13 protein-coding genes are annotated in these 15,614 nt (G+C 66.1%); 7 read left to right on the forward strand and 6 right to left on the reverse strand.

All coding sequences use genetic code 11. From position 1 onward, the window contains the following. The coding region (locus tag MH112_RS04975) for a hypothetical protein (protein ID WP_296564733.1) at window positions 1-361 on the reverse strand (361 nt) is incomplete at its 3' end. Window positions 362-532: 171 nt separating this feature from the next. Here MH112_RS04975 and MH112_RS04980 point away from each other — a divergent pair. Then, entirely contained in the window at window positions 533-2,152 is a 1,620-nt protein-coding gene (locus tag MH112_RS04980; RefSeq protein WP_296564735.1) for a ShlB/FhaC/HecB family hemolysin secretion/activation protein, read from the forward strand. A 15-nt stretch (window positions 2,153-2,167) separates the two neighbouring features. Here MH112_RS04980 and MH112_RS04985 read toward each other — a convergent pair whose 3' ends face one another. Then, window positions 2,168-2,392, reverse strand: coding sequence for a hypothetical protein (locus tag MH112_RS04985; protein WP_296564738.1), 225 nt, complete (start codon window positions 2,390-2,392; stop codon window positions 2,168-2,170). Between the two features lie 223 nt (window positions 2,393-2,615). Here MH112_RS04985 and MH112_RS04990 point away from each other — a divergent pair, with 223 nt between their 5' ends. The 4 genes from MH112_RS04990 (at window position 2,616) to MH112_RS05005 (ending at window position 8,107) form a co-directional block, all read left to right on the forward strand. After that, complete coding sequence (locus MH112_RS04990) at window positions 2,616-4,403, forward strand: long-chain-acyl-CoA synthetase (RefSeq protein ID WP_296564741.1); 1,788 nt, start codon at window positions 2,616-2,618, stop codon at window positions 4,401-4,403. A 72-nt stretch (window positions 4,404-4,475) separates the two neighbouring features. Then, window positions 4,476-6,335: an excinuclease ABC subunit UvrC gene (uvrC, locus tag MH112_RS04995; RefSeq protein ID WP_296564744.1), complete on the forward strand. Its 1,860-nt coding sequence runs from the start codon at window positions 4,476-4,478 to the stop codon at window positions 6,333-6,335. 88 nt (window positions 6,336-6,423) lie between these two features. Next, window positions 6,424-7,044 carry a CDP-diacylglycerol--glycerol-3-phosphate 3-phosphatidyltransferase gene (gene pgsA, locus MH112_RS05000; protein WP_296564747.1) on the forward strand — a complete coding sequence of 207 codons (621 nt, stop codon included), beginning with the start codon at window positions 6,424-6,426 and terminating at the stop codon, window positions 7,042-7,044. 250 nt (window positions 7,045-7,294) lie between these two features. Next, window positions 7,295-8,107: an SH3 domain-containing protein gene (locus MH112_RS05005; RefSeq protein ID WP_296564750.1), complete on the forward strand. Its 813-nt coding sequence runs from the start codon at window positions 7,295-7,297 to the stop codon at window positions 8,105-8,107. A 53-nt stretch (window positions 8,108-8,160) separates the two neighbouring features. Here the strand turns inward: MH112_RS05005 and MH112_RS05010 are convergent, their stop codons facing one another. Continuing rightward, window positions 8,161-9,057: a pirin family protein gene (locus MH112_RS05010; RefSeq protein WP_296564753.1), complete on the reverse strand. Its 897-nt coding sequence runs from the start codon at window positions 9,055-9,057 to the stop codon at window positions 8,161-8,163. A gap of 200 nt (window positions 9,058-9,257) precedes the next feature. Here MH112_RS05010 and MH112_RS05015 point away from each other — a divergent pair, with 200 nt between their 5' ends. Then, window positions 9,258-10,586, forward strand: coding sequence for a DUF6880 family protein (locus MH112_RS05015; protein WP_296564755.1), 1,329 nt, complete (start codon window positions 9,258-9,260; stop codon window positions 10,584-10,586). Between the two features lie 14 nt (window positions 10,587-10,600). Here the strand turns inward: MH112_RS05015 and MH112_RS05020 are convergent, their stop codons facing one another. The 3 genes from MH112_RS05020 to MH112_RS05030 all read right to left on the reverse strand — a co-directional run bounded on the left by MH112_RS05020 (window position 10,601) and on the right by MH112_RS05030 (window position 12,027). Then, a complete protein-coding gene (locus tag MH112_RS05020; RefSeq protein ID WP_296564757.1) occupies window positions 10,601-11,002 on the reverse strand; it encodes a GFA family protein in 402 nt (133 codons plus the stop codon). A 140-nt stretch (window positions 11,003-11,142) separates the two neighbouring features. Further along, window positions 11,143-11,322 (reverse strand): hypothetical protein, encoded by a 180-nt coding sequence (locus MH112_RS05025; protein ID WP_296564760.1) that lies wholly within the window; start codon window positions 11,320-11,322, stop codon window positions 11,143-11,145. Between the two features lie 207 nt (window positions 11,323-11,529). Beyond that, window positions 11,530-12,027 carry an Lrp/AsnC family transcriptional regulator gene (locus MH112_RS05030; RefSeq protein WP_296564762.1) on the reverse strand — a complete coding sequence of 166 codons (498 nt, stop codon included), beginning with the start codon at window positions 12,025-12,027 and terminating at the stop codon, window positions 11,530-11,532. Window positions 12,028-12,169: 142 nt separating this feature from the next. On the opposite strand from MH112_RS05030, the gene MH112_RS05035 reads away from it, so the two are divergent. Then, window positions 12,170-15,601 (forward strand): indolepyruvate ferredoxin oxidoreductase family protein, encoded by a 3,432-nt coding sequence (locus MH112_RS05035; RefSeq protein WP_296564765.1) that lies wholly within the window; start codon window positions 12,170-12,172, stop codon window positions 15,599-15,601. The last annotated feature ends 13 nt before the right edge of the window (window positions 15,602-15,614 follow it).

Raw genomic sequence — 15,614 nt, forward strand, 5'->3', positions numbered from 1 at the left:
CGACGCGGAAGTGCGGCTGCACCTGCGTGTTGACCTGGAAGACGATGGAGCCGAGATCCTGCATGATCCGGGTCATGCCAGCCGGCTGGCCTGCGGCGACGGTCATGCGGCTGTTGGGGCCAATGACGATGCGCCGATCGCCGTCGCTGAGCACCGCCCGCGCCCCACCAGCAGTTGTGATGTCCGCGCCCGGGGGAATCACCAGATTCGCCGCCCCGGCCCGAGGTTCCTGTCCTGGTGAAGCGATTCGCACCCGGCCGGTGACCTCGATCAGCCGCCAATCTGCGGCGGTGGCGGCCCCTGCGCCGAGCAGCAGCATCATGCCCGCGAGGGTCGCGAGGAATTGCCTAATCCGTTGCATTTTCTACGCCTCTTTGGCCAGACCGCACTTCGGCGGCTGTCAGTCGAACCATGACCCTAGACGCGCAGCCCTAACCGAGAGCTAATGATCCAATGAAAATAAGCTGTTAGCTTGCTGTTCACCTTATTGTCCGACTATCTGTTAACCATGTTCACAACCCTGAGGTTGGTTTTGTCACCCCGTCTGGCGTTGCGCCGCTCAGGGCCTGCCCTGGCGTCGGTCGTTGCCATACTCACGGCTGGGTTCGGGGGTGGACCGGCAGATCGCGCGCTGGCGGAAGCCGAAGACGAGGCCCGGGCCGCGGAGGCCGCAGAGGCCGCCCAGGCTGCTGAAGATGGTCGTTTCGTGCTGCACGCCCTGACGATCGACGGGGTCAGCGCCTATCCGCTGGGCGATCTGGCCCCGCTTTACGCCAATGAATTAGCCCGGGAGATCAGCGTCGCCGATCTGGCTGGGGTCGCCCAGGCGCTCACCGACCATTATCGACGGGACGGCTATTTCCTGGCCCGGGCCTCAACCCCCCGCCAGACCAGTGGCGAGGGCCATGCCCGGCTGGTGGTTTACGAAGGCTATGTGGGCGAAGTGGCCTTTGATGGGGATGCGGTGCCCGCTGTCGGGGCGCTGCTGGCCGACATCGTCGATATCCGGCCCCTGAAACTGGCAGATCTGGACCGTCGCCTGGCCCTGGCGAATGACCTTCCTGGGGTGAAGGTCACCGCCCGCCTGGAGCCGGACTTCGATGATCCGGCCCGCCACCGGCTGGTGGTCACCACCAAGCTGAGGCGGTTTGAGGGACAGGTCTATGCCGATAATCGGGGCGGACAGCAGTCTGGCCCTTGGCAGGTCTATGCCCGGGGCGCGGTCAATTCCGCCCTGCGGTCCGGTGATCAGGTGTCCCTGGGGGTCCTGAACACACCCGGGGGGGCACCGCGGTTTACCCAGGTGGACATCGCCTACGGGGTCCCCTTGCCGGGCGGCGGGCAATTGCGCGGGGCCGTGGCGGCGTCAAAGGCCGACGGCAATGGTGAAGGTCTAACCGCCACCCTGGGTAATGAGAGCCAGTCGGCCAGCCTCAGGGTCTCTTTGCCGATCGTTCGCCGCCAGGACCGTTCCCTGTGGTTCGTGGCCCAGGGCGACGCCCGGCGGGTGGAGCAGAACTGGACCAATGCCAGCCTCAGGGACGAGCTCGCCGTCGCGCGCATCGCCCTGCAGGGCGAGCGCCGTGGTGATGGCTCATCCTCCACGGCCTATGCTCAGATCAGCCATGGGTTTGGCGGTCTCGGTGGCGACGCCGGCGATGGCCGCAGCCGGTTTGACGCCAGCGGCCGGTTCTGGAAGCTCTATGCCTACGGGTCCCACTACCGGGACCTGGGCAAAAGGGCCGGCATCTTCCTGGCCGCCGCCGGCCAGTGGTCCCCCGACCCGCTGCTGGCCTCCGAGGAATTCTCGGCCGGCGGTCTGCCGGTGGGGCGTGCCTATGACTATGCCGAGATCATGGGCGACCGGGGTGTCTCAGCCCAGGCCGAGTTGCGGGTCGGCTGGGATCCACAACTGCGGCCCCTGACCTTTGTTCAGACCTATGGCTTCCTCGATGGGGCCAAGGTCTGGAACTACAATGCTGCGCCGGGATGGGAGTCTGTGGACCTGGCCTCGGCCGGGGCAGGGGTCAGGTTGGTGTTCAGGGATCGTTTGAGCCTGCGGTTTGAAATGGCCAAGCCCCTGGGGCCCACGCCCTTCGGCCAATCTGACAAGGGCCTGCGCGGCTTCCTGTCGCTGTCATCCAGCTTCTGAGGTTCCCGCGGCTGCTCAGTCTGAAGGGTCTGAATGGCGGGTCTTGACGACGCCGTCTGCGGGCCAGGCGCGTACGGCGATGGCGGCGGTAAGGGAGCCGAGGACCGCCATCATGGCCCCCAGGGCCTGGACCTCGGTCATGCCGGTGGCCAGCAGTCGACCGGTCATGGCACCGGAGACAAAGACCAGGCTGGCGGTGCCCCACTCGGCCATGCCTTGCGAAAACAGCCCTTTGAGCATGCGGATATCCCACCTTCTGCGGTGGGCTGATCCTGCGCACACGGCCGTTAGATATTTCTTACGGGAGGCCAGACTGCGGCGTCTGGACGCAGGCTTCATGGCCCGGCGTGGGGCCTGATGTGCGCTTCGCTGTCGGTTCAGAAATCTATACCCGGTTTGTAGCTGCTATGCCTTGACCCCAATCAAAACCGACCATCAACTAGGTTAAAATCAGGGGGTCCAAATGCGCTTGAAAGACCGGCTAGCACGTGAACTGCGGTTTATCCGTAAGATCGCGCGCACCCTGCCCAGGGTGAAGTCTGTCTCACCGGATTCCGCCAATCTGGTCTGTGATGACCTGCAGGCGGCGATGGACAAGTGGTCTGACCGCCCTGCTATGACTTTCGAGGGCCGCACGGTCACCTATGCCGAGCTGGACGGGATCGCCAACCGCTACGCCCATTGGGCGACGGGGCTGAACCTGCGCCGTGGCCAGACGGTGGCGCTCTTCATGCCCAACCGGCTTGAGTATTTCTGCATCTGGTACGGACTGTCCAAGGTCGGGGTGGTCACCGCCCTGATCAATAATCAGCTCACCGGCGCAGGCCTGGCCCACTGCCTGAACATTTCCGGTGCCAGTCACTGCATCGTCGATCCCGAGACCTCCGGGGCCTTTGAAGAGATCAAGGACACCCTGGAGACCCAGGTTCAGCAGTGGATGCTTGGCGAGGCGCATAATGAGCAGCGCGACCTTGTGCAGGCGCTCAAGAGCTGCAGCCATCTGCCCCCCGATCGCAGCGTTCGGGAGGGCATGACCGCCCGGGACACCTGCCTCTACATCTTCACCAGCGGGACCACCGGCCTGCCCAAGGCCGCCCGGGTCACCCACATGCGCGCCCAGTTCTACATGTTGGGGTTTGCGGGCTCCACCGGCGCCCGGGAGACCGACCGCATCTATGTGACGCTACCGCTCTATCATGCCACCGGAGGCCTTTGCGCCCTGGGGGCGGCCCTGCTGAACGGCGGTGCGGTGGTGCTGAAGAAGAAGTTCTCGGCGACCCAGTTCTGGCCGGACATCGTGGCCGAGGGCTGCACCATGTTCGTCTATATCGGCGAGCTCTGCCGCTATCTGGTCAACCATCCGGTGACAGAGGCCGAGACCCAGCACAAGCTGCGCCTGGCCTTCGGCAACGGGCTGCGGCCCGATGTCTGGCCGGTGCTCACCAGCCGCTTCCGCATTCCCGACATCCTGGAGTTCTACGGCTCCACGGAAGGCAATGTGTCGATGTTCAACTTCGACGGAAAGGTGGGCTCGATCGGTCGTATCCCGAGCTATCTGCGGCGGCGCCTGGGCTTCAAACTGGTCCAGTTCGATGTAGAAAACGAGGTTCCAGTCCGGGGTCCGGACGGCTTCTGCATCACCTGCGGCTCGGGCCAGATCGGAGAGTGCATCGGGCGTATCAGCAATGATCCCCGGACGGAGTTCACGGGCTATCTGGATAAGGCCGCCAGCGAAAAGAAGATCCTCCGCGACGTGTTCGACAAGGGCGACGCCTGGTTCCGGACCGGCGACCTGATGCTTCAGGACGCCGAGGGCTACTACTATTTCATCGATCGGATCGGTGACACCTTCCGCTGGAAGGGCGAGAACGTCTCCACCAACGAGGTCTCGGCCCGCCTGCAGGAGGCCCTGGGCGTGTTGGAGGCCAATGTCTACGGGGTTGAGGTGCCTGGTGCCGACGGACGGGCCGGCATGGCCGCCCTGGTCACCGACGAGGCCTTCGATCTGGAGGCCTTCAATGCCCATGTGGGCCGGGAGCTGGCACCCTATGCCCAACCCCTGTTCCTGCGCATGATGCCGGCCATGGAGACCACCGGCACCTTCAAGCAGCGCAAGGTGGAGTTGGTGGCCGAAGGTTTCGATCCTGCTGCCATCAAGACCCCGCTCTACTTCAAGGACCCTGAGAAGGGCTATGTGAAGCTGACCAAGACGGTGTTCACCAAGGTGGTCTCAGGCGGCTATCGGCTCTAGGCGTACACAACGGTCTGGCGGCGTTGATCCCTGGCTCTGGGTCTCGCCGCCAGAGTCGCCTATATCGGCGGAATGGTTGAACCCGCCGCCGGGCCGCTAATCGGTGCCGCCCTCATCAAGGAACAGGTCAAGCGCCTGCCCGATACGCCCGGCGTATATCGGATGGTCGGCGAGGACGGCGAGGTGCTCTATGTGGGCAAGGCGCGCTCCCTCAAGAAGCGGGTGACCCAGTACGCCCAGGGCCGGTTCCATACCCAGCGCATCGCCCTGATGGTCGACCTGACCCGGTCGATGGAGTTCGTTACCACCCGTACCGAAACCGACGCCCTGCTGCTCGAGATCAATCTGATCAAGCAGCTCAAGCCCCGGTTCAACGTCCTGCTGCGGGACGACAAGAGCTTCCCTGAGATCGTCATCCGCCGGGATCATGACGCCCCACAGCTGAGCAAGCATCGGGGCGCCCATGCGATCAAGGGGGACTATTTCGGGCCCTTCGCCAGCGCCTGGGCGGTCAATCGCACCCTGAACACCCTGCAGAAGGCCTTCCTGCTGCGCTCCTGTTCCGACAGCGTCTATGACAGCCGCACCCGGCCCTGCATGCTGCACCAGATCAAGCGCTGCGCCGCCCCCTGCACAGGCCTTGTATCCCTTGAGGACTACGGGGCCCTGGTGGACGAGGCCGAGGCCTTTTTGCGGGGCAAGAGCCGGGCGGTGTTGGCCAAGCTGTCAGCCGAGATGCAAACCGCGTCCGACGAGATGGAGTTCGAGCGCGCCGCCCGCCTGCGCGACCGGATCCGGGCCCTGGCCTCGGTGGCTCAGGAGCAGCAGATCAATCCCGAGACCCTGGAGGAGGGTGACATCATCGCCCTGCACGGCGAGGGCGGCCAGGCCTGCGTCCAGGTGTTCTTCTTCCGGGCCGGCCAGAACTGGGGCAACCGCGCCTATTTCCCCCGGGTGGACAAGAGCGATGAGGCGGCTGAGGTCATGGCTGCCTTCCTCGGCCAGTTCTATGAAGACAAGCCGATCCCCAAGCTGATCCTGACCAATGTGGAGCCCGCCGACCGGGACCTGTTGTGCGAGGCCTTCGCCCTGAAGGCGGGCCGCAAGGTGGATATCCTCCGGCCCATTCGCGGCGAAAAGCGCCAGCTGGTGGAGCACGCCCTGACCAATGCCCGGGAGGCGCTGGGCCGGCGGATGGCGGAGAGTTCAGCCCAGTCCAAACTGTTGCTCGGGGTCTGCGAGGCCTTTGGCCTGGATGCGCCGCCGGAGCGGATCGAGGTCTATGACAACAGCCACATCATGGGGACCAACGCCGTCGGCGGCATGATCGTGGCCGGGCCCGAAGGCTTCCTGAAGGCCCAGTATCGGAAGTTCAACATCAAGGGGACCGAGCTTACCCCCGGCGACGACTACGGCATGATGCGCGAAGTGCTGCGCCGGCGGTTCGCCCGCATGGTCAAGGACGAGGAGGCCGGCGAGGCCGCGCCGCGCCCCGACCTGGTGCTGATCGACGGCGGGGCCGGCCAGCTGGCGGCGGCCCAGGAGATCATGGCTGACTTGGGCGTGGACGACATCGCCGTGGTGGGGGTGGCCAAGGGACCGGACCGGGACGCTGGCCTGGAGCGGTTCTTCATGGCCGGGCGTACGCCCTTCATGCTCGAGCCCAAGTCGCCGGTGCTCTACTACCTCCAGCGCCTGCGCGATGAGGCCCATCGCTTCGCCATCGGCAGTCATCGGGCGCGTCGGGCCATCGACATGAAAAAGAACCCCCTGGACGAGATCGAGGGGGTGGGGCCAGGCCGCAAACGCGCCCTGCTGCACGCCTTTGGCTCGGCTAAGGGCGTCTCCCGGGCCTCGGTGGAGGACCTTTCCAAGGTTGACGGGGTGAGCCAAGCCCTGGCCCAGCGGATTTTCGAACGTTTCCGCAAATAGGCGCCCGTTTCGGCCGCGCTCGGTTATGATCGCGAAGATCAAGACAGACAGCCGCGCCGCGCCCCCGACCGCTCAGATAAGGCCTGCGATGAAAGCCCTGCCGAACATCCTCACCTCCCTTCGCCTGGTCCTGGCGCTGTTCATGTTCGTGGCCTTGGCTACGGCGGCGGGCGGGACCCCCTGGGTCAGCGAGCGGTTGACCCTGGAGGCGCAGTTTACCCTGCAGCGGTGGGCCTTCTACGCCTTCGTCATCGCTGCGGTGACCGACTGGTTCGACGGCTGGCTGGCGCGGAAGTTCGACGCCGAGACCGTCTGGGGCTCGATCCTCGATCCCATTGGCGACAAGGTTCTGGTCTGTGGCGCGGTGCTGGGCCTGATGTCCCTGGGGCCTCAGCCGCTCGTTCTGCTTCCGGCAGGCCTGATTCTGTTCCGGGAGTTCACCGTCAGTGCCCTGCGCGAGGTGGGCGCCGGCAAGGGCGTCACCCTGCCGGTGACCCTGCTGGCCAAGTGGAAGACCGCCTTGCAGATGACCGCCCTGGCCGCGCAGCTGTTCGTGGCCAGCTGGGGCGCCTTTGGTCTGCCGCACACCCCTGAGCTACTGGGCCCGGCCACCCTGGCGGCCAATACCCTGTTCTGGCTGGCCGCCCTGGTGACGGTGATCACCGGCGCTCAGTATTGGGAGCAGACCCGCAAGGCCCTGGCGGAATGAGCGGCGCTGGGCGCGGCTTGCGGGGTGGAGGGGGCGGACCAGATGTCCGGTCCATCTGCATCAGCCGCACCAGCATGGCCTCGCCGGTCATCCGCAGCATCATCGGGGTTTCTCCCTGTCCTGTTCCACCCAACGCTCCCGTCTCAGATAATGAGAATGAATCGCAATAATGGTCAAGGGTCTCCAGCCGGGGCGGAGCCCCAGGGCCCGTCACGCGTTCCATAGACTTAACAACGGAAGAGACATTTCCATGCGCCCTCTCGCCTATACCCTGGTCGCGGCCCTGGCCCTGTCGTCGGTGCCCACATTCGCCTCGGCCCAGGCGGCCGGCACGCCGCTCAGCAACTTCTTTGCCTGTGATGCCAGCGGTCAGCGCCAGGAAACCGGTGCCCTGCTGGGCAGCGTGGCCGGTGCCTTGCTGGGGAGCCAGGTGAGCAAGAACGAGCGTGTTCTGGGCGCTGTGGTCGGCGCGGGCCTGGGCGCTGTGGCCGGATCCTGGATCGGCTGCCGCATGCAGGTCAGCGAGCAGCAGCGCGCCCGCACGGCCTTCGAAACCGCCCTGAACACCAATCAAAGCCAGACTTGGAGAGACTCCACCACGGGCAGCACCGGGCGGGTGGACATCATCAACGCCAATCTGGGCGGCGGCGGCGGAGTGGCCTATGGCCAGCCGACCTCGACGGCCAACCTGCGCTATACCGGTCGCGTCCAGCCCCTGCGGACGAGCTTCGAGCCGACAAACGCCCAGTTTACTACCGGCAACACGGTCAATCTGCGCGCTTCTCCTTCAGCCAATGCCGCCGTGGTCGGCCAGTTGCGCGGGGGTCAGACCTTCAATGTCGCTGGCCGGGTGGCGGGCGACCGTTGGCTTCTGGTGGAGCAGAATGGCTACATCACCGGCTACGTCGCCGAATGGGTGGTTCAGCCCGTGGGCGGCGGCTATTCCAATGTCAGCTGCAAGTTGGTCCAGCAGACCATTCAGCCCCGTTCGGGCCAGGCCACCACAGAGCGCTATACGGCTTGCCCGGATGCTGGTGGCGGCTGGCGTCTCAGCGCGGCCTGATCTGACCTGACGTTGAGACCAGGGCCCGGGGCTTTGCTCCGGGCCTTTCCGCGTCACGACATGGGATTGGCTGCCGCCGGCGGATCGCCGGGCAGGGGAATGAACTCCTGGTCGTCGGCGTCGGGCAACTTCATGCGCCCGGCCCGCCAGTCAGCCTTGGCCTGCTCGATCCGCTCCTTGGACGACGAGACAAAGTTCCATTCGATGAACCGCTCGCCCACCGGCTCGCCGCCCAGCAGCATGACGATGGCGTCGGTGACGCCGGTGAACAGCACCGGCTGGCCCGGCGCGAAGACCAGCATCTTGCCTTCGCTATAGGTGTGGCCATCCACCTCCACCTCGCCCCGGGCCACATAGGCTGCCCGCTCGGGATATTCCGCCGGCAGCTGGCCCCGGGCTCCGGCCGGCAGGGTCCAATGGACATAGAACAATGGCGAGTGCACCGGCACCTTGGACCTGGCCCCGAAGGCCTCGCCGGCGATCAGCACCGCCTTGAGCCCATCCTCGGCGACGTAGCTCACCAGGTCATCGGTGCCAAAGTGCACGAAGCTCGGATCGATTTCCTCCTGGGCTTGGGGCAGGGCGATCCAGGCCTGAATGCCGTCCATCCGGCCCCCGTTTCCGCGCAGATGCTCGAAGCGCTCCGAATGGGTGATGCCCTTGCCCGCCGTCATCCAGTTGACCTCGCCGGGCTTGATCTCCTGCACGGCGCCGACGCTGTCGCGGTGGGTCATCTGGCCATCGAACAGATAGGACAGCGTCGACAGCCCGATATGCGGATGGGGGCGGACATCCACATTTGCCGGAAAGCCGGGATCAAACCGGGCGGGGCCCATATGGTCGAAGAAGATGAACGGCCCGACCATCCGCCGCCGGGGGAAGGGCAGTACGCGGCCCACCTCAAAGCCGCCAAGATCCTTCCGGCGCTGGTCGATGACGAGGTCGATCATGGGCGGCTCCCTGCATATTGCCCCCAACTATAGGTGGCGACCCCGGCCGTGGCGACCGCCGCCACTGTGGTGGGATGAAGCCGCCACCTGTGCCGCCCACCTTGCCATCGGAGGGCAATCACGTGTTCTAGGGCGATGGGCAGACGCAATCCGTTCCACGGCCTGAGATGGCGAAGGCCGGCCTTGCGGAGCCGGGTCTGATGGTCCGTCGCCCGGCCACCGCGAAAAAGGCCCTGTCGGAGGCCAATCTGGCCGCCCTTGGGGCAGAGCGGCTGGCGGCCCTGCTCATGGAGACCGCAAGCCCGGCCCTGAAGCGACGCCTGCGTCTGGAGCTCGCCGCCGAGGCGGGCGCCGCCGATCTGGCCTTTGAGCTGGACAAGCGCCTGGCCGCCCTGGAGGCCAGCAAGACGCGGGTCTCGTGGCGCAAACGGCCCGAGCTGCTGGCGGAACTGAAGTCGCTACAGACCTTGATCGTCCAGCGGCTGGCGGGGCTGGATCAAGGCTTGGCCCTAGACCGGCTAGTGGTCTGGTTCGATCTTTATCCCGCGCTTACCCGCCGGGTGCAGGACCCCAAGGGCGAACTGGCCTTGATCTTCGACGCGGCCTCCAGCGACCTGTCCGCCCTGGCCTCACAGCTGGGGCCTGAAGTGGCAGGGCCAGTCTTGGGCGAGGCGCTCGCCACCCGGCTGTCGGAATGGGCCGTCTGGGTCGGCCGTGGCGTCGGGGCCTTGAGCCCGGAGCTTGCGAGGCGGCTGTTGGTCGACCTTACGGCGGGCAAGGCTCAGCCTACAGGTCGACTGGCCCTGGTGGTGCGCCGGCTGGCCGACCGGGCCGGCGATCTGGACGCCTGGATCCTCTCCCTGTCGGACGCCGACCGGAAAAAGCCGGACACCGCTGCTGAAATCGCCAGACGGCTGGCGCTGGACGGCCGGCCGGGACCGGCGCGGAGGGCCCTGGAGGCGGCATTTGTCCCAAGTCCTGGCGGCCGCCCCCGTGGCAAGACCGGCGAGCCCGCACCCCAGGTCGAGGCCTGGTATGCCGCTGAGATTGCCGTCCTCGAGGCCGAGGGCGAGGGCACCGCCGCCGATGCGGCACGGTGGGCCTTGTTCGAGCGGACCCTGGCGCCAGACGCGCTGAGGGCGCTGCTGGCCAAGCTGGCGGACTTTGAGGACGTGGTGGCGCTAGACCGGGCTTTCGCGATCGCCGCCACGTTCGGTGACCTGATGAAGGCCCTGACCTTCCTGATGGACTGGCCCGCCTACCGGGAGGCCGCAGCGCTGATCCTCCAACGGCGCTCGGAGCTGCGCGGATCGGTCAATGACCTGCCGGCCTGGACCGAGCGGCTCTCAGCCCGGCATCCCCAGGCGGCCCTGCTGCTGGTAAGGGCCCGGGCCGTTGCACTCCGCCGTCTCGGGGCCGGCTTCAACGATGAACTGGCTGACCTGATCGTCGAGGCCGAGTCCCTGGCCGTCGGCCTGACCGACGAGACCATCCCCAGCCATGCGGCCTTTCTGGCCGAGCTTCGCTAGCGCGTCTGGTCCAGTCAGGCGGGCGGGAAACCCTCAGCCAGTTCGGGATGCGGCGCGCTGGGGTCGTACCAACTCGCGCCGTCTGAGCGCCAGATGTGCCATTGGCGGTCGACCGTCACAGGCGTGTCCAGGCAGCCGAGCCTGAGCATCATGTTGGGCCCGCCGTCCCGCTCAGCAACCAGCTGCGACCCGCAGACCGAGCAGAACCGCCTCACCTTGCCGGGCGAGGATTCGTAGGCGCTGAGCAGGTCTTCGCCCCGCACCCAGCGGAGCCGGTCGCGTGGAACCGAGGCGATGCTGGAAAAGGCCGCGCCGTGCGCCTTGCGGCAGGTCTCGCAGTGACAGTGGGCGATGGTCCCGATCTCGGCCTCGGCCTCATAGGCCACGCGGCCACACAGACAGCTTCCCCTCAACATCGCAGGTCCTTTCCCGGCTCAGCTTGTCGCCAAGCCTAGCGGGGAATGGAGGGGCGTGCGCGGCGGAATGTCAGGGTCGTGGCGGGCGTCTGAGGAGCAATCACGCTTAGGCACCATCACCTGCCTTCCTCGGTCCTATTCTAAGGCTGTGCGACGGCCCAGGCGGTGAAAAGCGCCGCGATCGCCATTGCGATAAGCGTCAGGTTGCGCATTTGCCGGCGGCTTTCCGGTGAGGCCTCTTTCCACAGCATTCGAAGTCGCTGGGCGTCGTTACGGACTTGGCCGGTCTTCCATCCGAAAACGAGCGCCGCCAGGATCATCAGCAGGCTCCAGTGTAGGGAGGGCCAGCCCATAGGCTGCGCCACCAGCATATAGACTCCGACGACGAGGAACGTCCCTCGGAATAGAGTCTTTGCCCGTCCCACGATCCGCACCCCCACACGCTGCCTAAGCGGCCGCTTTCAGTTGACCTGCAATTCCGTTGCAGGACTTCCGATCCTGTTCGCCACCCATTTTGCCGGAGGCTACTACCCCTGGCTGCTCACATAGGGGCTGATGAGGCCGAGGGGGGCGGCGGTGGTGTTCTTCACCGCGCGGATGACGATGCGGCTCTCGATGTTGGAAACGAGGCCCAACGACAGGATCTGGTCGCGGAGGAAGTTGTCGAAGGCGTGCATGTCCCGGGTGACGATGCGCAGCTCATAGTCGGCCGCGCCGGTGACGGTGGCGCACTGGACCACCTCGTGCAGCTTGGTGATGGCGGTCTCAAACGCGTCGAGATTGTCCCGCGTCGGCAGGGAGAGCTTGACGGTGCAATAGACCTCGAAGTTCAGCCCCAGGCGTCCACGGTCGAGGATGGTCACCCGGCGCTGGATGATGCCGGCGTCCTCCAGGCGCTTGATCCGCCGCCAACAGGGGCTGGAGGACAGCCCCACGCGTTCGGCGATCTCCGCCACCGACAGGCCTGCGTCGTGCTGAATCAGGTCCAGGATCTTGGCATCAACGGCATCAAGGGTCTCGGCCACGCTTTTCTCCCCCATTTGTCGGCGAATCTGCCCGGTTCGTGCCCTGGAACCCGATGAGAGGGGCACGCCTTAGGTAAGCAATTGCGGCGTTCTTATATGATCTTGCAAGCCTATAGGGAGTCCCAAAGGGAAAGATATTGCGATGCGGCACACAGAAGTGACGCTCGACGACAAGTTTCTGCTCAACGACGGTCGAGTCTTCATCACGGGGGTTCAGGCCCTGCTGCGGGTCCTGATGGATCAGCGGCGACTGGATGAAGCTGCGGGCCTGAATACGGCGGGCTTCCTGTCGGGCTATCGCGGCTCGCCGCTGGGTGGCCTCGACCAGCAGGCCCATCGGGCGTCCAAGTACCTCGACGCCGCCCAGGTGGTGTTCAAGGAGGGCTTGAACGAGGACCTGGCGGCCACGGCGGTCTGGGGCAGCCAGCAGGCCAATCTGTTCCCCGGTGCCCGTTACGACGGCGTCTTTGGCATGTGGTACGGCAAGGCCCCCGGCGTCGACCGCACAGGGGATGCCTTCAAACACGCCAACTTCGCCGGGACCTGGGGGCAGGGCGGCGTGGTGGCCGTGGCCGGCGATGACCACAACTGCAAGTCCTCCACCCTCCCGTCCCAGTCGGAATATGCGTTCCAGGACTTCGAGATGCCCGTCCTGTCGCCCGCCGATGTGCAGGAGGTGCTGGACTACGGCCTGATGGGCTATGCGCTCTCGAGGTTCTCAGGCCTGTGGGTCGGGCTGATCGCCCTGGCCGACACCATGGATTCCGGCATGACCATCGATGTGGCGCTCGACCGCCACCGGTTCGTCCTGCCGCGCTTTGACCTGCCAGCCGGTGGCCTGGGCATCCGGCTGAAGGATCAGCCGATGGACAAGGAGCGCAGGCTGCGGAGCTACAAGATCCCCGCCGCCCTGGCATTTGCCCGCGCCAACCGCATCGACCGGGTGACGCTCGCCTCAGCCAGGCCTCGCCTGGGCATCGCCTGCCAGGGTCAGGCCTATAAGGACGTGATCGAGGCCTTCGCGGCCATGGGGATCAGCCCGGGTGAGGCCGCCGACCTCGGGGTCTCGATCTACAAGATCGGCATGCCCTGGCCGCTGGAACCCACGGGTCTTCGCGCCTTCGCCGCCGGGCTTGAGACCCTGATGGTCATCGAGCACAAGCGCCCCCTGATCGAGGGTCAGTCCCGCGCCGCCCTCTATGACCTGCCGGCCCAGGCCAGGCCGAGGATCATCGGCAAGACCGACGAGCATGGCCATCCCCTGCTGTCGGACCTCGGCGCCCTGTCCGTGGCCGAGGTCGCCCTGGCCATCGCCGACCGCCTGCCGCCGGGCCCGCACATGGACAGGGTCTATGACTATCTGAACCGGGTTTCGGCGGCCGGCGTTGCCGCCGTCAGCCTGTCATCGGATCAGCAGCGCAAGCCGTTCTTCTGCTCGGGCTGCCCGCACAACAACTCTACCCGGCTGCCGGAAGGCTCCCGGGCGCTCGCGGGCATCGGCTGCCACTACATGGCCAGCTTCTCCGACCCCAATACTGACCTGAACAGCCATATGGGCGGTGAGGGGCTCAGCTGGGTGGGGGCCGCGCCCTTCACCACCGAGACGCACGTCTTCGTCAATCTTGGCGACGGGACCTATAACCATTCGGGTTCGCTCGCCATCCGTGCCGCTGTCGCGGCAGGGGCCAACGTCACCTACAAGCTGCTGTTCAATGACGCCGTCGCCATGACCGGCGGCCAGGCGGCCGAGAGCGGCTTTACCCCGGCCCAGATTACCCGCCAGCTGGCGGCAGAGGGGGTAGCCCGCACGGTCATCGTCGCTGACGACCCCAGCCGCTATGACGGCGTCCGCGACCTGGCGCCTGGCGTGGAGGTCAAGCCCCGGGCCGCGCTGTTGGCTGTTCAGCGGACTCTGCGGGACACGCCGGGCGTCACGGTTCTGCTCTATGATCAGGTCTGCGCCACCGAGAAGCGTCGCCGCCGCAAGCGTGGCAAGCTGGCGGCGGTCGAGAAGCGGGTGATGATCAATCCCCTGGTCTGCGAGGGCTGCGGGGATTGCTCGAAGGCTTCCAACTGCGTGTCTGTGGAACCCCTGAACACCGAGTTTGGCCGCAAGCGGAAGATCAACCCGTCGACCTGCAACCAGGACTATTCCTGCCTGGATGGCTTCTGTCCTTCCTTCATCACCCTGGAGGGGGCCGAAAATCCCCATGGTGCCGTTCTGCCAGCCTTGACGGCAGACTCCACGCCGTTGCCGGTCTTTCAGCCCTCGCCTGGCGTGCGCAACATCGTCTTCACCGGCGTTGGCGGCACGGGCGTAACCACCACCGCTTCGATCCTGGCCATGGCCGCCCATGTGGATGGCAAGGCCGCGTCCGTGGTGGACATGACAGGCCTCGCCCAGAAGGGCGGGGCGGTGTTCAGCCATGTGCGGATCGGCGAACATGAGACGAGCACGGTCGGTGGTCGCACGCCGGCGGCCAGCGCCCATGTGCTGATCGCCTGCGATGTCATGGTCGCCGCCGGCGCCGACGCGCTCGCCCTCTACGCCAAGGACCGGACGATCGCCTTCGGCAATGCTGACCTCTCCCCAACAGCCGACTTCGTCACCGACCGGGACGTGCGGTTTGACTCAACCGCCATGTCCCGGCGGATCGCGGCGGCCGCCAGGTCCTATGACGAGACCCCGGCCCACCATATGGCCGAGACCGAGCTGGGGGACGCCATCTACGCCAATATGATCATGCTGGGTTTTGCCTGGCAGACAGGCGTCATTCCGATCTCCAGCCGGGCGCTATATCGCGCCATCAAGCTCAATGGTGTGGCGGCTGAGCAGAATCTGCAGGCCTTTGAGATGGGTCGCCGGGCTGCCCACGATCCCGAGGGCCGTGGGCGTCGGGTGGCCGATGTGGCCACGCCGGAAACCCTGCCCCTGGCGGAGCTGATCGCCCATCGCACCCGCGAGCTGGCCGCCTATCAGAACGCCGCCTACGCCCGTCGCTACCAGGATCGGGTGGAGGCCATCGCCCGCCGCGAGGCGCCCCTCGCCTCAGAGGCTCTGACCCGGGCCGTGGCCATCAACCTCTACAAGCTGATGGCCTATAAGGACGAGTATGAGGTTGCCCGCCTCTATGCCGACGGTCGGTTCGACGCCTATCGCAGCCAGACTTACCGGGGCGGCAGGGCCAAGGTCTGGCTGGCCCCGCCGATCCTGGGCGCCCGGGATGACCAGGGCCACCCGCGCAAGATCGCCTTTGGCGGCTGGATGCTGGACTATGGCTTCCCGGTCCTGGCCAGGCTGAAAGGGCTACGCGGAACGGCCCTGGACCTATTTGGCTATTCTGAGGAGCGGCAGATGGAGCGGGGTCTGATCGTCCAGTTCGAAGCCGACCTGGACCGCATCGATCGGGAATTGACCTCCGAACGCCTCCCCCTGGCCGTCGAGATTGCCCAGATTCCACAGGACATTCGTGGCTTTGGCCACGTGAAGGCTGCCTCGCTCGGGCCCGCAAGCGAGAGGCGAGCGTCCCTCTGGGCGAGGTGGGAAACCTCCTCAGTGCAGGGCAAGGTCTGATCGGCGGCGAAAA

Origin of the sequence: Phenylobacterium sp. (assembly GCF_022402485.1) — a bacterium.
Taxonomy (GTDB): Bacteria; Pseudomonadota; Alphaproteobacteria; order Caulobacterales; family Caulobacteraceae; genus Phenylobacterium.